A 22787-nucleotide genomic window follows, 5' to 3' on the forward strand; every position below is an offset into this window, starting at 1 on the left:
ACAACTCGGCGGCTCGGCCGGCCCCTATGCGCTGCAAGCAGCCATCGCCGCCTGCCATGCGCGAGCGCGCACCGCCGAGGGCACCGATTGGTCGCACATCGCCACGACGAGGCACGCCATGAATTCGAGCGTGCCGCCGCGCTGGCACGCAACACGCGCGAACGCAACTTTCTGCAACAACGCGCCACTGCCTGCAAGGATGCAGCCGTTCAACGCAGGTAAGCGGGAGTATCAGGCTCCCGCAGCCACCGGCTCGCTCACGCGCAGCACGCACAGGCCGCCCAGCAGCAAGCTGACACCACCCAGGCCCAGCGCCCAGATCGGTTGGCCGTGGAAGAACACGCGCAGCAGCACGCCCAATACGCTGGCGGCGAGCAACTGCGGAATCACCACGAAGAAATTGAAGATGCCCATGTATACGCCCATCTTCTGCGCCGGCAAGTTGTCCGACAGCAGCGCATACGGCAGCGACAGGATCGACGCCCACGCAAAGCCTACGCCGAGCATCGGCAGCAATAGCCAGTGCGGATCGCGAATCAGCAAGAACGCGATCAGGCCGGCACCGCCCAGCCAGAGATTCACCAGATGGCTGATGCGCAGGCCCAGGCGCCGCACCATCAGCGGAATCACCAGCGCGGCCAGCGCCGCGAATCCGTTATAGGCACCGAACAGTACGCCGACCCAGTTGGCGCCATCGTTATACGCCGCCGAGTCGGGATCGGTGCTGCCGAAATGCACCTGCGCCACGCCGGCCGTGGTGTAGATCCACATCGCGAACATGGCGAACCAGGAAAACAGCTGCACCCAGGCCAGGCGGCGCATCGCCTGCGGCATGGCGTGCAGGTCAGCCATCACCTGAGTAAAGATGCCACCATGTCGCGCCATGCTGAGCCACAGCTGCGACAACCCGAACGCGACCAGGCCACCGGCGAGCAGATACAGCTCGTGCTCAAGGCGGTAAGCGCGCACCAGGCAGATACCAACCACGCCGGCCACCAGCCACAGCACGCCATGCCGCCATGCGCGGGACCGATCTACCGCAACCTCGACCGGTGTTACCGCGTCGCCGAACGTCTTCAGTTGTTCCGGCGGATATTCCTTGGTGGACAGCACCGTCCACAACACCGAGGCAAGCAATACCGCGCCGCCAATGTAGAACGCATCGCGCACGGTGGCGGGGATGCCGCCGGGCGCGGCCACATTGCTCACGCCCAGATGCGCCAGCGCGTAAGGCAACAAGGAAGCAACCACCGCGCCCACGCCGATGAAGAAACTCTGCATCGCGTAGCCCAGCGGACGCTGGCCGCTCGGCAACTGATCGCCCACGAAGGCGCGGAACGGCTCCATCGAAATGTTGATCGACGCATCCATCACCCACAGCAACGCGGCCGCGATCCACAGCGCACTGGAATTGGGCATCCACAACAGCGCCAGCGTAGTCAGCAGCGCACCGATCAGGAAATAAGGGCGGCGCCGGCCGAGTCTGCTCCAGGTGCGATCGGAGGCATGGCCGATCAGCGGTTGCACGATCAGGCCCGTCAGCGGCGCGGCGACCCACAGGATGGGAATGTCGCCCACGCTCGCGCCGAGCGTCTGGAAGATGCGGCTGACGTTGGCGTTCTGCAGCGCAAAGGCAAACTGGATGCCCAGGAAGCCGAAGCACATGTTCCAGATCTGCCAGAACGACAAATGGGGTTTGCGATTCATGGCGCGCGCGTCTCCGGCGCAATCAACAGGTCGCCGATGAGCGCATCGTCGACCGGGCCGTCGCTGCCGCCCTTGCCGCCGGTGTAGTGCGAAAAATGGCTCAGGTCGCTCATATTGAACCCCTGCTCCAGCGCGAACCGGCAAGACGCGCCGGCCTTCGCGGTGACGATGCCATAAGTCGAAAGCTGCTCGCCCAGGCTATGCGGCATCACGATCGGCAGGCGCTGCGGCGCATCGCCGTCGCAGCGCACCACCAGCATCTTTACCGCAGCGGTGATGCCCGTCTCGATCGAACCGTGACGGTTCTCGTAGCGAAGCGCAACGCGGTAGCTGCCGGATGCGGGCACCGTCCACGTGCGCGGCCAGCCGTCGCCGAGCGTGACCGGATCGCCGGCGCAAACGATCGGACTATGCAGTGATTCGATGCCTTGTTCCCCCTTGCGCGTGGCGCTGACACAAGGCGGTTTCCCGCCTTGCGCGATATACGTGCTGCCATCGATATCGCCTACGCGCTGGCCATCGGCATAGAGCACCACCTTGCCATCCACCTGCACACGCCAACCGTTATCGGCAGCAACCACCACCGGTGCATCCGGCGCGACGGGCGCGTACAGCGGCGCGTCGGTGCGCAAGGGCATGGCAGGCACCTCGATGGCTTTCAAGGTCACCACCGTTTCCGCGCCGCGCTGACGGATCGCGCCAGCCACCAGCAAGTTGCCGTGCAGCGTGCGCGGGCGACGCAATGTGATCGTGCGTCCGGGCATGTTCAGGCTGATGCTGTCGCGCTCGCCGAACAACATGGGCACCAGCGATACCGGCAGCTTGGGCTCGATGCGGCCATCCTCGGCAAGGCCGAACACGCCCTCGCTCACCATGTCCAGATAGGCGGCCACCGACCACAGCTGGCGCGGCGAATCGACCACCGGGCCGCTGAGCTTGCCGTCGTCGACATGCGTGGACTGGGTGATCAGCTCATAGTTCTCCATGTTGGAGCCGGCCATCGCCGCGCCACGCATGATCGAACGCAACTCGTGGTCGATACGCACGGGATCGTCCACCGTCCTGGCGGCCCGCAGCGCATAGGCACTCACGAACGGCCAGATGGCACGATTGTGGTAGATCGGCTGGTCGACCCGCTCCGGCCAGATCACCGGACTGCCCGCCGGCCACGCCGGATAATGGGCGAGCGCCTGGCGCGCACGCTCGCCCTCGGCTACGCCGCTGATGACGGCCAGGGACGTGCCGAGCAAGTCGTAAGTGTCGTAAGGCGTGCCGTCGCCGCCGAGGTAGCTCATGTACATGCCGCGGTCCGCACGCCAGAACCGCGCGTTGATCGCCGCCTTGAGCGCGGCGGCCTGTTCGCCGTAGCGCTTGGCGCCGGCAGCGTCCGCGTGTGCTTGGGCCAATTGCGCGGCGAGTTGCAGCGCCTGGTAATGCAACACGTTGGTGGAAAGCGCGTAAGACTGTGCAATAAACACTACGTTGGCCGCCGTCCAGGCCGGATAGCTCTGCTGCCGCCAATCCAGGAACGAGGTCTCGCCGCGATACAGGCCAAAGGCGGGATCGAATACATACTGGCGATCCTGCGCCAGCGTGTCGTTCAAGGCGCGATACACGTCACCGGCGAACGCCTGGTCATCGAGCAGGTGCCGCGCCGCGAGGAACCACACGATGCGGTCGGTACTCACCGGCCAGCTCCCGCCCGAACCGGTGTCCTGCATCACGTACAGGCCTTGCGGCGAGGATGGATCGCGCACGTCCGACAGCTTGAAGCGCAGGCCGTTGCGCGCGCGCAGCGGATCGATCCGCCACAAGCCCAAATCGACCGCATAGGACAAGTCGCGCGTCCACACATAAGGCCATTTCGCACCGGTCACGAAGCAAGTGCATGGGATCGGCCGGCCATGGTCGAAGGCGTCGTCGCGGATCGCGGCGACCGAATCCTGCGCCAGGTCGTCCTGTGCCAGTGCGAACAAACCATCGAACAGCGGGCTGGCGGTAGCCGCGCGCATGCGCTGGGCGCCGATATCGCGCCGGCCGAAGGGTCCGCTCAAGCGGTAGCCTCCGCCGGCCACGACGCTCATGCGCACCTGCTCGCCGCGCCAGGCCATTTGGTCGCGCCATGCATCGGCATGGACGCTCGCGGCCAACGCCGCCATCAGCACAACGCTCAGCATGCACACTCCGCGTATCGATGATATCCGCAACCCGCTGGTATCGACCGCGCTCGAACCAGCCAGGAAAAAAAGCAGCCGACTGCGGGATCCATCGCTCGCGGCAAGTGGTTCGTGGTTCAGTGCCCGGCCGTATTCCGCAATGTCACCTTGCGCGCCCCGGCGGCAGCCAACCGTACCAGCGTCACGCTTCCGTAGCGATCGTGATCGACCGCCCAGCCCTCGCCCGCTGCCGCCAGCAAGGCGGCGGCATCCGCGTAGGGCTTGAGCGCCTCGGCGCCAGCATTCACCTCGGCCGCCCTGATGCCATGCACTTTCACCAGGTAATACGTCAGCGCCGGCCTGAAGCTGCCGTGCGCGGCGTCGGTGTCGAACTGCACATCGTCGCCGTTGCGCTGGGTGGTCAGTCGCTGCGAAAAGAAAGCGCCATGCTGGTAGGCGTAGGTGTCGCCATCGTCATCGTAGTAATCGAAGTGCGTGGCCTGGCGCGCGGGAAAGACGTCGACCGTCAATTCGCTCACCGGCCGCTGGCCGACATAGTCCATCGCCGGCTGGGTGGGAATGATCGCGCCTTCGCGGACGAACAGCGGGATATCGCGCCAGCGCTTGCTATCCACCGCGTAGTGGATCACCTGCCCGCCCTGGTAGACCTTGCCGGTGAAATAATCGGTCCATTGCCCGGCCGGCAAATAGATGTCTTTCTCCGCCTGTCCTTTGACCACCACCGGCGATACCAGCAGGTGGTCGCCAAACATCCATGCGTCGACGTCGTTGCGTACTTGCGGGTCGTCCGGATAGTCGAAGGTAAGCGGACGCACCAGCCCCACGCCTTCGATGCTTGCCGCTCGCTCGTAGCTGTAGATATACGGAATCAGCGCATAGCGCAGACGGATGGCGTCGCTCGCCGCCTGCTCGGCGGCCGCGCCGTACAGCCACGGCTGACGCTTTTCGTTGAGCGTGCCGTGCATGCGGAAAATCGGCACGAAGGCGGCGAACTCGATCCAGCGCGCGTAGTTCTCGTTATCGGGATGGCCTTTGAAACCGCCGCTGTCCATGCCCCATTTCATTTCGCCCACGTCGATCGCGCTGAGCATGCGCTGGCGTTGCGCGGCCATGCTGTCGAAACCGGTATCGATATCGCCGGACCACAAGCCATAGGCATAGCGCTGCGCACCGAGATAGAAATCGCGATTGATCGACCACACGCGGACCGGCGCATGGGCGCGCTGGCCGTCGTACAGCGCCCGCTGCATGTTGAGGAACTGGGTATTGCTGTTGGTGTCGTCCGCTTCGTCATTCCACCAGCCGACGATGCCGGTATCGAAGGCATGCTTCAGCGCCGGGTTGAAGAACCACGCGCGCACCGCGGCCTGGTCGAAGTCGACCTCGCGCACCGGCTTGAGCGAGAAATAGTCCGTGGTCTGCGGCCGACCGGCCGCCCAGAAGCCATGCTGCTGCGCGTAGCGGCCTTCGACCGTGTCCACGTGGATGCGCGGCTTCATGATGCCGGTCATGTGCATGCCCAGCTGGTCCATCGTGGCTTTCAGCGCGCCGCCGGGACCGCCCGGGAACTTCGCTGCGTTCCAGCGGAATTCGCCGTAGTTGTCATCGCCCCACGCCTTCCAGTCGAAATCGAAGGTGAAGTTGTCGATGGGAATATGCCGCGCGCGATAGCCATGCACGATCGCCAGCAGTTCCTGCTGGTCGATGCCCCATTGGCTGTTGGTAAACCCCATCGACCATTTCGGGAACATCGGCGGCGCACCGCTGAGATCGGCGAGCGCGGCGAAAATCTGGCGCGGCGCGCCCACGATCACGTCGTAGCTGATGTCTTGGCGGTCGATCCCGCTGACCTCGATGTGCCCGCTGGCGAGATCGAACCTGGCGCCGACCGTATCGACCAGCACGCCATAGCCGTGCGTGCTCCACACGAACGGCCCGCCGGGATAGCCCTGCTCGCCGGCCTTGGCAATCAGCACGCCGCTGCGCGTCAATCCGCCTTTAGCCGGCTCGAACGCATCGTAACCGCCAATGCCGTACAGCGTGTCGGCGGCAGCGTGCTGCAGGTCGATGCGGCCCTTCATCAGGTCGGCCGGATCGGTCTGCAGCACCACATGTCCTTGCGCATCCGCGATCGCCAGGCGCGCCGTATGCGCATCCCAGCTGACCGCCAGCGCGCGGCTGGCCACCGTGGCCTGGCCGTCCCGGTTGCTGACACGCAGGTTCGCGAGCATGGCGCGCGCGGCATGCGGATCCATCACGATGCCCGGCCGCGTCGCCAAACCGCCGGGCATGCCATGGATCTGCAACACATTCGGCGCGACCAGGCGAAGCGTGATCCGATCCTTGCCATGCACCAGTTCGAGGCCGCTCGCATCGATGCGGCCCAGCTGGAACGTCGAATCGCCAGAGCTGGCAGGCGCGGCATGGATTGCCGGAGCGAGCGCCAACAGCAGGCCGCACATGGCCAGATTGCGCAATATTGTCATCCAACCATCCTTCTTCATTGCAGGATTCCCGCCGCCTTGCTGGCAAGGGGACAGCGGAGGAATCGCCCGAATATAGCCGCTGTCATTCGCAACGGGGACAAATGTGTGGACCGCGCTGCAACGATCTCGGCCGACCCCGTTCAATGCAGCAGCGCACTCGCATACGGCGGCAGGGTCAGCGTGCCGGAGGCCAGCACGACGCCCGGCTTGCTCTGCCCCAGCACCGAAGACACCTTTGCACCGGCATCCAGTACGACGCGGCGCGTATCGCGCGACAGGTTGTGCACCACCAGCACGCGCGATTGCGCATCCTGCAGCGTATAGGCCAGCAGATGCGGATCGTCGAGCGGCACGTTGCGCAGCACGCCATCGCGCAGCGCGCCAACCTGCTCGCGCCAGCCGATCAGCTTGCGGTAGAGGTTGAGCAGCGAGGCGGGATCGGCCTGCTCGGCTTCCACGGAAATATCCGCGCCATCCTTGCTGCTCCAGCCTTTCCAGCTGGCAATGCCCGGACCCTTGCCGTGGCGATACCAGCGCATCGGCTCGCGAATGTCTTCGTCGGGCTTGCTGCCCTGCATGCCGAGTTCCTCGCCGTAATAGACAAACGGATGGCCCGGCAGCGTGAGCAGCAACGCGGCGGCAACGCGCATGTGCGCCACGTTGTCGTCGAGCTGGCTCATCACGCGGTCCTGGTCGTGGTTGGACAGGAACGGCGCATCGTCGAAAGCGCCGTTCGCATGCGCGCGGTAGGCCGCATAGGTGTACTGCAAGCCGCGGCCGATGCCGAGGTTGCGCTCCTGCTTCACGCTGTCGATCAATTGCGTGGCAACCGGGAAATTGAACACGGTGCTCAACGGGCCCATGTAGGGCGTCAGGTCATCCGGATTCTGCCGCGCCACTTCGCCGACCAGCCACACCTTGGGATCCACCGCTTCCAGGCCATGGCGGTATTCGGTCCACCAGGCGAGGTTCTTTTCGAGCGCGACCGGGCTATCCATGTCCGTGCGCAAGTCGTCATAGATGTGTTGCGCGGCATCCAGCCGGAAACCGTCCACGCCTTCGCGCAGCCAGAAGCGGCCGACGTCGATCATGGCCTGGCGCACCGCCGGATTGTCGTAGTTGAGATCGGGCATGGCGCCGGTAAACGTGCCCTCGTAGTACTGCCCGTTCGGCGCACGGTGCCAGGCGGGACCGCCCACCGCGCTGATGGCGTGCAGGTCAGTGTTCGGGGTGGCCCACAGATACCAGTTGTGATGCGGGTCGTTCGGATTCAGCGCCGCCTTGAACCAGGGGTGCTGGTCGCTGGTGTGGTTGATCACCATGTCGATCACCACTTTGAGGCCGCGCTTGTGCGCCTGCTCGACCAGCCGGTGGAAATCCTGCAACGTGCCGTACTGCGGATTGACGCCTTCGTAGTCGGTGATGTCGTAGCCGTGATAGCTCGGCGACGGATTGATCGGCATCAGCCAGATGCCGCTGGCGCCCAGCGACTTGATGTAATCGAGCTTGGCGGTGACGCCGTTGAGGTCGCCGATGCCGTCGCCGTTGCTGTCGTAAAAGGCGCGCACGAAGATTTCGTAGTAGACGCCCGAGGCCGGTGCGGCGGTCTGCGTGGCCGGTGGTTGCGCCAGCGCCGAAGCGCAAAAGAAGGCCATCGCCGCAACGAGGGCGGCGCGACGGAACAGGACTTGAAGCGTGAACATGATGGATCGATCTCCCGGGGTGAGGAATCGCTCGCCGCGATACGACATAGCTCCAGCATGGGCTCAGCCCGGTCCGTCCGTGGCGGCTGTTTCATCCGGAGACTGGCAGAAAAAAAGCCCGGCTTCGTGGAAGCACGAAACCGGGCAGAGGAAACCGGCCGACATCACCGCGACAATGCCGGCGGCGGGGATTACAGGCTCAGGTTGAAGCCGGCGTAGAACGTGCGGCCGAAGTATTGCAGCGTACCGGTATTGGAGGGCACGCCGAAGTAAGTGCGGGTCGGCGTGTTGGTCAAGTTCAGCACCTGGAACAGCAGGCTGACGTTCTGCGTAAGCTTATAAGCCGTCTGCAAGTCATAGGTGGTTTCCGAGTCGAAGTAGACCAGCTGGTTGGTCACGGCGATCTGCGAGTCGGAGACGAACTTCGAGCGGTAGGTGCCCGTGATGTTGCCCGAGAACGTGCCGTTGTCGTAGAACACCTGCGCGCTGGCCACGTTGCGCGACAGTCCCGGCAACGCCGTCACCACGTTCGGGCCGCCGAGGTTGGTGGTGCTGCCGTAGGGGCTCTGGGTGAACGCATAGTTCGCACCGAAGCCCAGGTTCGACCAGATGCCCGGCAGGAAGTGGGTCTTCTGGAACGACGTTTCAAAACCGCGCAAGGTCGTACCCGGCGCATTGAAGGCCGTGCTGTAGGAGCCGTCGAGGTACGGCTGTCCCGTCGCCGGATTGATCGGCACGCTGATGCCGATCGACGCGAAGTTGAACTGGTTGTACGTCACCTGCTCGATGAAGGTGTTGACGTGCTTGGCGAACACGCCGGCAGTGAACAGGCCGCTGGAATTGTCGAAGTAATGCTCGTAATCCAGGTCATACGTCATCGCCGTCAACGGCCGCAGCAAGGGGCTGTAGCCACCCCACACGTTGAAAGTGGTGCCATTGGTTTCATAGGAACCGGCGCCGGCCAGCATGTAGTTGATGGTCGGGCGCGACAGCACCTTGGAGACCGCGAAGCGGGTCTGGTCGTTGTCGTCCCAGTGATAAATCAGGTTCAAGGACGGCAGCCACTTGGTGTAGCTCATGCCGAGGTTGATCGGATCGTAACTGGTGGAGGTATAGCCGAAGCCATCCGTCATCGGTACGCCGGTGCCGGTAGGCACTTCTTCCAGGCCGGAGCTGGACTGCGAGGTGTGCGACGCGCGCAGGCCGATATTGCCGGTCAGCGAGTGGCCCCACAGCGTGGTGTCGATGTCGGCCTGGAAGAACAGGTCACGCACCTTTTCGCTTACGGTGCCGCTTTCCACGCCCGTCCAGGATTGGCCGTTCGGATTCAGGTCAAGCTGCGGATTCGGCTTCAGGCCGTAAGCCGCCAGCACCGCCGGCGCATTGATCTTCAGGAAGCAGGGGAAGCCGCTGAACGAGCCCCTCCAGCACACCACCGACGTATCGCTGCCGCTGAGCGGCAGCACCGGCTGGCTCGTCCCGCCGCCGGTGTATTCCGCGCCGTAGACCCACGCCGTGCGATCGGCTTCATAGGCGTGGTTATTGATGTACACGCCGGCCTGCAGGTCGGTGAAGATCGAATTGTCTTCCAGGTCGTACTGCACGCTGGTGCGGAAGCCCTTGTCGCGGTCGTGATAAACGTAGGGATACACGCCGTACTCGGCCAGCCCCATGTCATTGAGGTTGGTATACATGCCCGGGTTGGCGAACGACGCCGAACCAATCTTCGTGCCGTTGAACGCGAAGTTGGTGGATTGGTTCATCAGCGTGGGCGTTGCGGTACCCAGGCCATTGTACGGATCGGCCGTGGTATCCACGTTGACGTCGTTGCTCATCGCATGCGACAGCGATGCATCCGCTTCCACGTGCCATGGGCCATTGTTCCATTTCACGTTCAAGCCGCCGGAGAACACGCCGGTATCGGTGGTGTCGTTGTCCGCCGTGGTTTCGTTGGAGAACTGCGTGCCCGCGCCAGTCACGGTGCCGCCGGTCAACGTGTTGCCCGGACCGTAGATCGGATTGGTAACGATGGCACTGCCGCCATTGAAGGTCTGCGACCGGAAGCCGTAGCCGAACGAAGTATCGTCGAACCTGGAGTAATACGTGTCGCCGGTAATCTGCCAGTGGTCGTCAGGACGCCACACCACCGTGGCCAGATAACCGGTACGGCGCTCCTCGCCGCCGTTCTGCTGCAACTGCAGGCCCGACGGAATATAAGCCTGCGGGCCGCTCGCAGCGGGCTGGTTGAGGTAGGCATAGTTGCCGTTCGACGCTTCGCCCACGTACTGCTCGGACACGTGCGGCTGGTACATCTGCGCAAAACCCAGGCCCACGCCAAGCGTGTTGTCGAGGAACTTGCCCTGGTAGGCCACGCTCATCCGGTAGCCCATCGCGTTGGCGCCGGTTACGTCGTGCGCCTGGCCGTCATAGCTGCCGCGCGCGTCGACGTTCAACGACTGGTCTTTCTTGTTGTCCAGCGGATTGGCCGTTTCCATGCCGATGGTGCAACCCACGCCGCCTTCGATCAGCGAAGCCTGCGAGGTCTTGTATACCGTCGCCATGTTGATCAGCTCGGACGGATACTGGTCGAACTGGATGTAGTTGGTGCCGCTGGTGGAAGGCTGCTCGCGGCCATCCAGCGTGGTTTCGATGAAGTTGCCGGAAAGGCCGCGGCAGTTGATCTGCGAAGCTTGGCCCGCGATGCGCTCGGCCGAGACGCCCGGCAGGCGGGTCAGCGCGTCGGCGATCGACTGGTCAGGCAGGCCGCCAATGTCAGCCGCGGTCACCACGCTCTGGATCGTATCGGCGTAGCGCTGATAGTCGATCGATTTCTCGACGCTGCCGCTGAAGCCGGTAACGGTCACCGTAGACAGGCTCTTGGCGAGCTGCTGCTGGCTCTTCTGGTTGCTGGTGGTGGTGCTGGTATCGGCATTGGTCGTCGCGGCCGTAGTGGTGGTACCGGCCGCACTGGTCTGCGCGGTCGAGCCCGGCACAGTCTGGCCGGTATCGCCGGTTGCCGCCTGCGCGCCGAATGCCGTGCACAGTCCCGTTGCCAATGCCACCGCGAGCAAATTGCGCTTGAGAATCACGTGTTCCCCTCCCCCAAAAAAATTTGTAGTCGCCTCGTTCTTGATCGCCAGCCGCCATGGCTCGTTCGATAACCTGGCCGCTTGCACGCAGACGGATCATGCCGGCGCGTGAGCGGATGGTAGGGCGTGCATTTCGGTGCAAACCACTTCACGCATACGTATTCATAACCGCACCCCTGCCGCGGTCGTCGCATTGCAACATGACGTTCGCGCGATCTGCCGTGACGATGGTAAAACCGCGGGAAAAGTCGGCAATTATCGCGTTTTTCCAGTCTCGGGCGATAGCCGGGAAACGAAGCGGGACTTGCACGCTCCGCCTTTTTGACGCAATCGCAGCATAAATGAATACGTATGCAAACCTCTGCGATCCGTTGCAGGGCAGCGGCTAAGCTGCACACCGTTCGCAGTGGACGGCTACGGAAGCCGGCCGCTTACAGTGGGGTTTTTCATGAGCGATGCATCCTGGTGGCGCGGTGCCGTCATCTACCAGATCTATCCACGCAGTTTCCTGGATACCAATGGCGACGGCGTGGGCGACCTGCCCGGCATCATCCAGCGGCTGGACTATGTCGCGAGCCTGGGTGTCGATGCGATCTGGATCGCGCCGTTCTTCCGCTCGCCGATGGCCGATTTCGGCTATGACATCGCCGACTATCGCGATGTCGATCCGCTGTTCGGCACGCTCGAGGATTTCGAGCAGTTGCTTGCCAAGGCCCATCGCCTCGGCTTGAAGGTGATGATCGACCAGGTATTGAGCCATACCTCCGACCAGCACGCCTGGTTCAAGGAAAGCCGCGAGAATCGGCACAACCCAAAATCCGACTGGTACGTGTGGGCGGACGCGAAGCCCGATGGCAGCGCGCCGAACAATTGGCTATCGATTTTCGGCGGCTCCGCCTGGCAATGGGAGCCCCGGCGCGGCCAGTACTACCTGCACAATTTCCTGGCCTCCCAGCCGGACCTCAACTTCCATCATCCGGATGTGCGCGTCGCCGTGCTCGACAATGTGCGCTTCTGGCTGGACAAGGGCGTGGATGGGTTGCGCCTGGATGCGATCAATTTCTGCTTCCACGATCGTGCCTTGCGCGACAATCCGCCCAAGCCCAAGGAAAAGCGGATTGGCCGCGGTTTCAGCGCGGACAACCCGTATGCTTTCCAATATCACCTGTACAACAACACCCAGCCGGAAAACCTCGACTTCCTCGGCGAGCTGCGCACCCTGCTCGATCGCTACCCGGCCGCCGTGACGCTGGGCGAAATTTCCTCGGAAGATTCGCTCGCGACGATGGCCGAATACACGCGCGGCCAGCGCCTGCACATGGGTTACAGCTTCGAATTGCTGAGCAGCGACTTCAGTGCCGCATACATCCGTCGCACGGTAGAACAGCTCGAAGCGCAGATGAGCGAAGGCTGGCCGTGCTGGGCCATCTCCAATCATGACGTGGAGCGCGTGCTCACACGCTGGGGCAATGGCGATGCGTCGCCGCGCCTGGCGAACCTGCTCACCGCCATGCTGTGCTCGCTGCGCGGATCGGTCTGCGTCTACCAGGGCGAAGAGCTTGGTTTGAACGAAGCGGAGGTGCCATTCGAGGCCCTGCGCGATCCCTACGGCATTACCTTCTGGCCCAATTTCAAGGGCCGCGACGGTTGCCGCACGCCGATGCCGTGGGATGACAGCGCGCTCGCCGGCTTCAGCGACACCGTTCCATGGCTGCCGATCGACGAAGCGCACAAGCTGCTGGCGGTCACGCGGCAGGAAGCCGATCCGGAGTCGGTGCTGCAAGGTTTTCGCCGCTTCATGCAATGGCGAGCCACTCAGCCCTGCCTGCGTCGCGGCAGCATCCGCTTCCTCGACACACCCGAACCCGTGCTGGCCTTCGTGCGCAGCCATGCCGGCGAGCAAGTGCTGGCGGTATTCAACCTCGGCAAACAGCCGCAGGCGTTTGCCCTTGCGAGCATCGGCCCAGCCCAGCTCCTTGCCGGACATGGCTTGCCACAGGGCACGTTGCAGGGCAGCCAGCTGCAACTGCCTGGACATGGCGTTTTGTTTGCACGCCTTGCCGGCAGCTGAGCAAAACGATCCGCATCGTCTGCGATAGCTGACAGTCGATGCATCGTTATCCGCAGAAATGCCGGCGGTGCCGCATGCGCGATCACTCCGGCAGGACAACGATCGCGGCCACGGCCACGCCATAGGCAACAACCCGGCAACCCCGCGACGCGGCGCGCAAAGCCATAAGCCACTCCTAACCCGACACGTCCCCGTTACTCGCGATCCGTCCCGCTTATTCCGTGCTTGAAGCATGCCTTTAAACACGTTTGGACGTCTAAATTCACCGCGTCAAAACGCTTGCGTCACTATGTTTCACCGACGAGCGCCACGGCAGAAGAACCCCTGATCCGCGCCGCGTTGCGCGCATAGCATTTGGTACGACTCTGCGATTCAACCAGCATCCGTCGAGGATGGGCGCCTTCCGTGCGCTTCCGATGCAATGCGACATCGAACTTCAAGGAGAGATCACCGTGATTCCTTCGACGAACCAGGCTTCCGCCACCATCGAGCCCACGAATTCTCTGCTCGAACACCATGCATCCGGGAACGTGCTCGAAGGCCTACGCATGCCAGAGCCAGACTGTCCATGGGCCCATGCATGTGCCCCATTCGCGCCGACGATCGAACTTCGGATGAGGGAATGGCTGGAAAATTACGGGCTCGTGCAGAGCGATCGCATGCGCGCCCGCATTGCCAGGGCGAATTATGGCTGGCTGGCCGCGCGTTGCTACCCTTATGCATCCATCGAGCGCCTGCAGATCATCGCCTGCTATTTCGGCTTGTATTTTCTTACCGATGATCTGTTTGTCGATCGCGTCGAAACCGTTTCATCGCAAACCATCCCCAACCTCACTGCCATCATCGCCCTGTTTGACCTGGATCGCCTGGGCAGCGAACCGGTCTACGGCGAGGCGGCCTGGGTGGACCTTTGCCAGCGGATGAAGCCGCACATGTCGGCAGAACACTTTTGGCGCTTTGCCCACGGCATGCAGATGTGGGCAGGCGCTGCCGGCTTGCAGATCATCGAGCACATCCACAATCAACCGATCGGGCTTCGCCAATACGAGACCATCCGGCGTCATATCAGCGGGGCAAACCCCAGCCTCGACCTGATCGACTTCGCCAACGGGAACCCGCTCTCACCCGATGAGTACCATCGGCCGGACGTGCAGCAGCTCAGGCGGCACGCCAACAACGTCATTTCCTGGAGCAATGACCTGCATAGCCTTGCGATGGAAATCAGCCAGCCCGGCCAGAACAAGAACATGGTGGCGATCTACATGGCCCAGGGTTGTTCGATCCAGGCGGGCGTCGACCGCACCGCGGATAGGATCCGCGGCGAGATCCAGGCGTTCGTAAATGAGGCGACGGCTCTCCGGGACCACGCCAGTACCGCCATCCTCGGCTATATCGAAGGCCTGGAACGGTGGATGGCAGGCTACGAAGCGTGGGTCACCAACGATACGCGGCGCTATGCGCGCGCATTCGTCGGCGAGGACGCGGATGACCGCGACCTTGTACATACCTGAGAATGCGCCGATCTATTCGCTCAAGGACGGATAAGCGGTTAAAATCCCGTAGTTCCGGCCGGGCGCACGCATCATCCCCGTTTGGACGGCTCTTTAGTGACCGCAGGCAGATCCTGAGATCCGGCATTCGACGCGCTCCCCATGCCCATGTACTGTGCACGCCCGCGCGTGCATGGCGTGGACGTAGCGGCCGGCCATTGCCCGACATCACCGAGGAACTCAGGTTTTGAATACAGCGAACGATACGGCAGCACAGCGGCGCAACCCCGGCGTGAGCGGCATGGCCCTGTACGTACCCCAGCCTCGCGTGCCCTTGCGCGACTGGTGCGAGTGGACGGGCAACTCCTGGGACAAGGTGCAAGCCGTGGTCGGCCGCAGCTTCCGGCGTCCGGCGCCTTACGAAGACGCCTACACCATGGCGGCGACCGCCGTGCTGCGGCTGATCCGCAATTACCGGCTCGACCCGCGCCGGATCGGCCAGCTTGCGCTCGGCACCGAGAGCAGCAAGGACAATTCCGCCGGCGCGGTGATCGTGCGCGGCATGGTCGATCGCGAGCTGGAACGCCAGGGCCTGCCGCGCCTTTCCCGCCAGCTGGAAGTGCCCGAGTTCAAGCATGCCTGCCTCGGCGGCATCTATGCGTTGAAGAGCGCGCTGCGTTACGCGGCGTTCGACGCCGAGGGACGGCAGGCGATCGTGGTGTGCAGCGACATCGCCGAATACGAACGCGGCTCCACCGGCGAACAGACCCAGGGCGCTGGCGCTGTCGCCATGCTGGTGGAAGCCGAGCCCAAGCTGTTCGAAGTGGACCTGGCCCACGCCGGCAGCGCCTCGGACTACCGCGGCCCGGATTTCCGCAAGCCGTTCGCGCGCCATTTCGACCACGAATATGCCGAGCGCGGCAAGCGGCTGCATGACTTTCCGATCTTCAGCGGCAAGTATTCCACCTTCGCCTATCTGGATGAGACAGGCCAGGCTTTCGATGCCATGATCGAGCGGCTGGGCATTTCCGATATCGACTTCCTCGCCTCCGTGCGCGGCATGTTCTTCCATCGTCCCTACCACATGATGCCGCTACAGGCGCTGGCCTTTATCTATGCCCGCGCGCTGGCACGCGCGCCGCAGCCGCATGCGGAATTCCAGGCGCTGTGCGAACAGGCCGGCGTGCCGGCGGAAGGCGTGCGCGACGAATGCCGCAACGAGCCGGACCTGTTCGGCGAATTCCTGCGCCTGGGCGGCCATGCCGAGGCGGCACAGGAGCCGCATCCGCTCACCACCAAGCTCGCCGGCATGGTCCGCAAGAGCCCCGCGTTCCAGCAATTGCTCGCCACGCGCGTGCATCTTGGCACCGACTGGGCGATGGAACTGGGCAACCTCTACACCGCGGCCCTGCCCGCCTGGATCGCCGCAGGCTTCGAGCAGGCGCTGGCGCAAGACACGGAACTGGCCAATGCCCAGCTGGTGGCGATCGGCTACGGCAGCGGCGATGCCGCCGAATCCGTGCCGCTGAAAGTGGTGCCGGCATGGCGCGAAGCCGCCGCCAAGATCAATTTCCGCAGCGCGCTGGCCGCTTCCGTCGACCTGTCCCAACACCAGTACGAGGCACTGCACGATGGCAAGCACGTCGAACTTGACTGCCCGGCGCGCGACCAGTTCGTGATCGCTCGCACGGGCGACACTTACGAGACGAGCTTCCAGGACCTTGGCGTCGATTACTACGAGTTCGCCCAATAAGCGTGCTCGCCTGGCCTCGCGCCGTCGCCCACAACGAAAAGAGGACGGCATGCCAGTCCTCTTTTTTTTTGCGCGTGAAAAAGCGTCTGTGCTCGCCCGGACAGCAAGCCTTTCGCTCACGCGGCAGGCACGACAAGCTCGGCTTGTTCGTGGTGCGCGCTTGGCGAGTAGACTCGCTCCATCGCGATGCCATGCACGGAGCCGGTGCGACATGTTCAAGCTGAAAGGCGTGCTTTCGCTGCAGTCCGGCGATCACGCGCTGGGCGGCGCGGACCGTATCGCGTTGCTGGCGAAGATCGCCGAAACCGGCTCGATCACGGCGGCGGCACGGGCCGTGGGAATGAGCTACAAAGGCGCCTGGGACGCGGTCGATGCCATGAACAATATGGCGGACGAACCCCTGGTCGTGCGCGCCACCGGTGGCAAGGGCGGGGGCGGCACGCGCTTGACCGAACGCGGCAGGCGGCTGGTCGAGGCGTTCACCGCGCTGGAAGAGATGCATCGGCGTTTCCTGGAACAGTTCGACACGCTGACGGAAGCATCGGCTTCCGACATCAAACTGATACGAGGCCTCATGTTCCGCACCAGTGCCCGCAACCAGCTTTCAGGCCAGGTCGTAGCCATCCACAAGGGCCTGGTAAACGACACCGTTGAGCTGCAACTTGGCGGCGGCGAACGCCTCGTCGCCACCCTTACTTGCGAAAGTACCGTCGACCTCGGCCTGCAGGTCGGCACCGAAGCCATCGCGCTGATCAAGGCTTCCTCGGTATTGGTGGGATTGCCGGACGATGGCTTGCGGCTGTCGGCGCGCAATCAGTTCGCGGGCACGGTTATCCGGGTGACCGCCGGGGCCGTGAATGCGGATGTACGCATCCAGCTGGCCGGCGGCAGCATCATGAGCGCGATCGTGACGACCGAAAGCGTATCGCGACTGCAACTGCGGGAAGGCCTGGCGGTGGTGGCGATCGTCAAGGCATCGAGCGTGATCATCGGCACGACCCGCTGAATTCAGCGCTCCGGCCAGAGCGCAGCGCAGTCCTTTCCTTCACAATGAGTCGTCATATACTCGACTTTATAACGTCAGATAGCAGGGGAAGGCACCTGATGGGGTCCGGAAAGGGGCACGCTCGCTCGCTGTCGGCAGCCTTTGCGCTGGCCTGCGTTGCCTGGCCGGCTTTGGGGCGGGACGCAGCGCCATCGGCGCCATCCATTCGCGTACTGGTCGATGGCCGAGCGGCCATCACGCTGGATCGCGCCGCGCTGGCAGCCATGCCGCGCACCACCGTCAATACGCCGGCGATCCATCACGAACCCGCCGCGCAATGGCAGGGCGTCGCGCTGGAAGAACTGCTGCAACGCGCCGGCGCGCCCGGTGGCGAACACCTGCGCGGACACGCCATGACTACCATCGTGCGCGTTATCGCTGCCGATCACTATCAGGTGGTTTTCAGCCTGGGCGAACTCGATCCTTCGCTCGGCCACGAGCCCGTGCTGCTGGCCGATACGCAGGACGGCCACGCATTGACCACCAGCGGCCCGTTCCGGCTGATCGTGCCCGGCGACCGGCGCCCGGCCAGATGGGTTCGTAGCGTGACCACTGTCGAGGCAGGCAGCGATGCCTCGGTGCACTGATTTTTTCCATACCGAACGCGCATCCATCCGCAAGGAGAATTCCGCATGTTGAAGTCATGCACGATTGCCGCCACCGTCCTGGTCCTGGCGCTTGCCGGCGCCAGCGCATATGCGGACGACTATGGCCTGGATGACATCTTCACCAACGGCCACGTCGATGGCGACCTGCGGCTGTACAACTTCAATCGCCTGTACGACAGCAAGACCACGCCCAACGCAAGCGCGTTTTCCGCCGCCGCGCTGATCAATGCGCAGACCGGCACATTCTTCGGCGGCTTCAGCATCGGCGGATCGTTCGTCACCGCCAATTCGCTCGGCACCCATTCGGATAATGCCGCGAAAATCGACACCACCCTGGCCGGACCGAACAATTCGATCGGCGCCTTCAGCCAGGCCTACCTGCAATACAAGAACGACATGTTCCTGTTCCGCGGCGGCTACCAGTACCTTGCCGACGATCCGTGGATGGGCAACAACGATTCGCGCGTGATCCCCTCCTCGTATAACGCGCTGCTGGTGCAGGTGACGCCGCTGGCCGGATGGAATGTGTTCGCCCTGCGCGAGTACAGCTGGAAAAGCCGTACCTCGTATGGCATGTATCCGGACAACCTGTATTACCCGTCCAAGTACGACGGCGATTCGTCCTACGGCAACAACGGCTCGCTGCCGCTCGACTCGCGTTCCGCGCCAGGCACCTGGGAGGGCGGCACCACTTACGTCAAAGGCGGCCTCAGCGCGCAGTTGCGCTATTACGACTTCATGCACTTCGCACGCACCGGCTATGCGGTGGGAAGCTACGTTTTCAACACCGGTACGGGCTTCGACCCGGTCATCGGCGCGCAATACCTGTCGCAGAACGACGGTTCCGACAATCGCTTCACGCAAACGGACACCAGCCTGTTCGGCGTACCGGGCACCCACGTGAAAAGCCAGGCGATCGGCGGCGACCTGGGCCTGGTGATTCCCGACGGCCGCTTCGATGTGCTCTACAACAAGCTCGCGCATGAAGATGGCGCGGTAGGCGGCGGCGCCTTGATCTCGCCCTATACCACCAATTACGGCACCGATCCGCTGTTCACCACCTCGATGATCCGCGGCCTGGTGGAAGCTGGCCCGGGCCGCGCCTGGAAGGGCAAGTTCACCTACGACTTTTTCGAAAAGAAGCTGGAATTGACTACCGCCTACGCGAAATACATCACCGATTACCGTGGCCGCAGCCATGATCTGTATTTCGACGTGATCTACCATCTGGACGGCTATTTGCGCGGCCTTACCCTGCGCGACCGCTGGGAGCTTTCCAACGGCGGCGTCGACAATCTCAACCCGAGCAACAAGGCCTTCGTCTACAACCGCCTGATGATCGACTACAAGTTCTGAGCGCGCATGAAACTGCGCTGAGGCCTGTGCGATGGGCGACGACGGCGCGGCCTTTCTTCGCCTCGCGTCGCACCCTATGATCAGGGCACCTTTGTTACGGAGACAAGCATGCGCGCCATCCTGATCGTCCTGGGACTTGTACTGCTGATAGGCGGGCTGTGGGTAGTCTTCGGTCACGGCAGCTACACACAGACCGATACCTTGCTGCAGGTGGGCTCCGCCAAGCTCACCGCCACCCATGACAAGGGTATTCCGCAGTGGTTGGGCATCGGCGGTATCGTGGTTGGCGCATTGCTGACGCTGGGTGGATTTCTCTCCAAGCGTTGAGGTGCGCAAGCTCCCTCTTCTCGCCGGGCGAGGGAGCAACGAGCCGCCGCGTAGCGGCTACAATCCGTTGGATGGATGTCTCCCACCTGATTGATTCGCTCAACGATGCGCAACGCGAAGCCGTCTGCGCACCGCCCGGCCACTACCTGGTGCTGGCCGGCGCCGGCTCCGGCAAAACCCGCGTGCTGACACACCGTATCGGCTGGCTCAACCAGGTCGAGCACGTGCCGCCGTGGGCGATTCTCGCCGTCACGTTCACCAACAAGGCTTCCGGCGAGATGCGCGCGCGCCTGGAGCAGCTCATCCCAGGCGGCACGCAGGGCCTCACCGTGGGCACGTTCCACGGCATCGCGCATCGCCTGCTGCGCCGGCACTGGCGCGAAGCGGGGCTACCGGAAAGCTTCCAGATCCTGGACGCCGACGACCAGCAGCGGCTGGTCAAGCGCGTGGTCGCGGGCCTGGGCCTGGATGAGGCGCGTTTTCCGCCGCGCCAGGCCGCATGGCAGATCAACAGCTGGAAGGACGAAGGCAAGCGCGCGGAGAACATCGAGCACGGCCAGCATCCGGTCACGCGCACGCTGGTGCAGATCTACCAGGCGTATGAGGATGCCTGCCGCCGTGCCGGCCTGGTGGATTTTGCCGAACTGCTGCTGCGCGCGCACGAACTCTGGCTGAAGCAGCCGGCGATCCTGGAGCACTACCAGCAACGCTGGCGCTACCTGCTGATCGACGAATTCCAGGACACCAATGCGTTGCAATACGCATGGATCCGCGTACTGGCCGGCAGCACCGGCCAGGTGTTCGTAGTCGGCGACGACGATCAGGCCATCTACGGCTGGCGTGGCGCCAAGGTGGAAAACGTGCAGCAGTTCCTGCGCGATTTTCCCGGCGCGCGCACCATCAAGCTGGAACAGAACTATCGCTCCACCTCGAACATCCTGAAGGCCGCCAACAGCGTGATCGAACGCAACGGCGGCCGCCTCGGCAAGCAATTGTGGACCGCCGGCGAGGAAGGCGAACGCATTGCCGTCTACGCCGCCTACAACGAACAGGACGAGGCGCGCTTCGTGATCGAGCGCATCCGCGAATACATCGCCGAACACGGCGAGGCGAAAGACTGCGCGATCCTCTATCGCTCCAACGCGCAATCGCGCAACTTTGAAGAGCAGCTGATCCAGCACGACATTCCGTACCGCGTCTACGGCGGCCTGCGCTTTTTCGAGCGCGCGGAAATCAAGGATGCATTGTCCTACCTGCGCCTTACCGCCAATCGCCACGATGACGCGGCCTTCGAGCGCGCGGTGAACACGCCGCCACGCGGCATCGGCGACCGCACACTGGATGTACTGCGCCGGCGCGCGCGCAACGAAAGGATGTCGATGTGGGAGGCGGCGCTAAGCGAGTTGTCGATGGGCAATGAACTGGCGGGGCGCGCGAAGAACGCGGTCAAAGGCTTTCTCTCGATGATCGACGAGATGGCCCACGCTTTCGCTCCCTCTCCCCCGCGGGGAGAGGGCTGGAGTGAGGAGCTGGGCTTGCCGAAAGACTCCGCTCCGGACAACCCCTCACCCAACCCTCTCCCCGGCGGGGAGAGGGCTAATGCTGTACTGCCTTTGGCCGAACAGATCGACCACGCCATCGTGCAATCGGGCCTGCGCGAGTTCTACGAAAAGGACAGCCGCGGCAATGCCGAATCGCGGGTGGAAAACCTGGACGAATTGGTCAACGTCGCCAGCCGTTTCGAGATGACGCCGGACGATATCGAGGCCGGCTTGAACGAACTGTCCGCCTTCCTTTCGCACGCGGCGCTGGAAGCCGGCGAAGGCCAGGGCGAATCGTGGGACAACTGCGTGCAGCTGATGACGCTGCATTCGGCCAAGGGCCTGGAATTTCCGCTGGTGTTCCTGGTCGGGCTGGAAGAAGGCTTGTTCCCGAGCCAGCGTTCAATCGAAGACGAAGGCCGCCTGGAAGAAGAACGCCGGCTCGCCTATGTCGGCATCACCCGCGCGCGCGAACGGTTGGTGATCAGTCATGCCGAATCGCGGCGCATGCACGGCTCGGAAATGCTGGCGCGACCGTCGCGCTTCCTCGGCGAAGTGCCGCCGTCGCTGGTCGACGAGGTCCGGCCGCGCGTGCAGGTAAGCCGTCCCCTCTATGCCGGCCGTTTCGCCGCAACGCCGCCGTCGCTGAAAGAAGACCTGCCGGTGAAGCTCGGGCAGCGCGTCAGCCATCCGAGCTTTGGCGAAGGCGTGGTAGTCAGCGCCGAAGGCAGTGGCGCGCATACGCGCCTGCAGGTCAATTTCGAAAGTGCCGGCAGCAAATGGCTGGTGGCTGCCTACGCCAAGCTCACGCCGCTCTAGCGAGGCTGTCTCGATGAGTGACCAGCCCATCCTCGAGCGCCGCCGCGAACTCGGCCAATTCCACCGCCGCCTGCAAGACGTCTATCAGCGCCTGCCCTGGAGCCATCGGCTGGTAAACGGCCTGTCGATGGCGTTGCAGGCACTGGCCGGCGCCAGCCTCGGTTACGGGCTGGGCTTGCTGCTGCATACGCAGCAAGCTTTCTGGGGCGCCCTTACCGCCATCGCAGTCACTCAGCAGACCTACCTGGATACGCGCAAATCCTCGCGCGACCAGGTGATCGGCGCGGCGATCGGCGGTGTCATCGCGATGATCGGCTCGTATCTGGCGCAAGACAATTACCTGGCCTACGCGCTGACCATGGCCGCGGCGATCGTGCTGTGCTGGTGCTTCAACATCGGCAACGCCGGCAAGCTCAGCGCCACGACTGTCACCATCGTGATGCTGGTACCGCATACCGGCGCTTTCTGGACGATCGCGCTCACGCGCCTGGGCGAAGTCACCCTCGGTATCGCCAGCGCGCTGCTGGTCACCGGCCTGGCGCACAAGCTGGAAACCCATTGGTTTGGCGACAGCCAGGATGCCGCCAACTGAACGGCGATGGCCTATGATCGGCG

The 22787-nt window shown here is 63.7% G+C and carries 14 protein-coding genes; 9 read left to right on the forward strand and 5 right to left on the reverse strand.

Annotation, left to right across the window (positions count from 1 at the left end; genetic code table 11):
* Window positions 1-231: 231 nt before the first annotated feature.
* From ISP15_RS06265 to ISP15_RS06285, 5 genes are all read right to left on the reverse strand, one after another.
* A complete protein-coding gene (locus tag ISP15_RS06265) occupies window positions 232-1707 on the reverse strand; it encodes an MFS transporter (RefSeq protein ID WP_404546197.1) in 1476 nt (491 codons plus the stop codon).
* Complete coding sequence (locus ISP15_RS06270) at window positions 1704-3884, reverse strand: alpha-L-rhamnosidase-related protein (protein WP_404546199.1); 2181 nt, start codon at window positions 3882-3884, stop codon at window positions 1704-1706. Before ISP15_RS06270 ends, ISP15_RS06265 begins: the two co-directional genes overlap by 4 nt.
* 116 nt (window positions 3885-4000) lie before the next feature.
* Window positions 4001-6370: a TIM-barrel domain-containing protein gene (locus ISP15_RS06275; protein ID WP_404546201.1), complete on the reverse strand. Its 2370-nt coding sequence runs from the start codon at window positions 6368-6370 to the stop codon at window positions 4001-4003.
* Between the two features lie 140 nt (window positions 6371-6510).
* Complete coding sequence (locus tag ISP15_RS06280; RefSeq protein ID WP_404546203.1) at window positions 6511-8073, reverse strand: alpha-amylase family glycosyl hydrolase; 1563 nt, start codon at window positions 8071-8073, stop codon at window positions 6511-6513.
* A 191-nt stretch (window positions 8074-8264) separates the two neighbouring features.
* Complete coding sequence (locus ISP15_RS06285; protein WP_404546204.1) at window positions 8265-11162, reverse strand: TonB-dependent receptor; 2898 nt, start codon at window positions 11160-11162, stop codon at window positions 8265-8267.
* A gap of 448 nt (window positions 11163-11610) precedes the next feature.
* On the opposite strand from ISP15_RS06285, the gene ISP15_RS06290 reads away from it, so the two are divergent.
* From ISP15_RS06290 to ISP15_RS06330, 9 genes are all read left to right on the forward strand, one after another.
* On the forward strand, window positions 11611-13233 hold the full coding sequence (locus ISP15_RS06290) for an alpha-glucosidase family protein (RefSeq protein WP_404546206.1): 1623 nt from the start codon (window positions 11611-11613) through the stop codon (window positions 13231-13233).
* A 614-nt stretch (window positions 13234-13847) separates the two neighbouring features.
* Complete coding sequence (locus tag ISP15_RS06295; protein ID WP_404546208.1) at window positions 13848-14744, forward strand: terpene synthase family protein; 897 nt, start codon at window positions 13848-13850, stop codon at window positions 14742-14744.
* A gap of 226 nt (window positions 14745-14970) precedes the next feature.
* A complete protein-coding gene (locus ISP15_RS06300) occupies window positions 14971-16476 on the forward strand; it encodes a hypothetical protein (RefSeq protein WP_404546211.1) in 1506 nt (501 codons plus the stop codon).
* A 211-nt stretch (window positions 16477-16687) separates the two neighbouring features.
* A complete protein-coding gene (locus ISP15_RS06305) occupies window positions 16688-17482 on the forward strand; it encodes a TOBE domain-containing protein (RefSeq protein ID WP_404546213.1) in 795 nt (264 codons plus the stop codon).
* Window positions 17483-17580: 98 nt separating this feature from the next.
* The gene (locus ISP15_RS06310; RefSeq protein WP_404546215.1) at window positions 17581-18108 is read left to right on the forward strand and encodes a molybdopterin-dependent oxidoreductase; all 528 of its coding nucleotides are present in this window, start codon (window positions 17581-17583) and stop codon (window positions 18106-18108) included.
* Between the two features lie 45 nt (window positions 18109-18153).
* The gene (locus ISP15_RS06315) at window positions 18154-19485 is read left to right on the forward strand and encodes a hypothetical protein (protein WP_404546217.1); all 1332 of its coding nucleotides are present in this window, start codon (window positions 18154-18156) and stop codon (window positions 19483-19485) included.
* 108 nt (window positions 19486-19593) lie between these two features.
* Window positions 19594-19812, forward strand: a complete 219-nt coding sequence (locus tag ISP15_RS06320; protein WP_404546218.1) for a hypothetical protein — start codon at window positions 19594-19596, stop codon at window positions 19810-19812.
* Between the two features lie 71 nt (window positions 19813-19883).
* Window positions 19884-22172, forward strand: coding sequence for a DNA helicase II (locus tag ISP15_RS06325; RefSeq protein ID WP_404546220.1), 2289 nt, complete (start codon window positions 19884-19886; stop codon window positions 22170-22172).
* A gap of 13 nt (window positions 22173-22185) precedes the next feature.
* A complete protein-coding gene (locus tag ISP15_RS06330; RefSeq protein WP_404546222.1) occupies window positions 22186-22764 on the forward strand; it encodes an FUSC family protein in 579 nt (192 codons plus the stop codon).
* Window positions 22765-22787 lie beyond the last annotated feature (23 nt).

It is taken from the genome of Dyella jejuensis (assembly GCF_044904675.1).
In the GTDB taxonomy this organism is placed as follows: Bacteria; Pseudomonadota; Gammaproteobacteria; order Xanthomonadales; family Rhodanobacteraceae; genus Dyella_B; species Dyella_B jejuensis.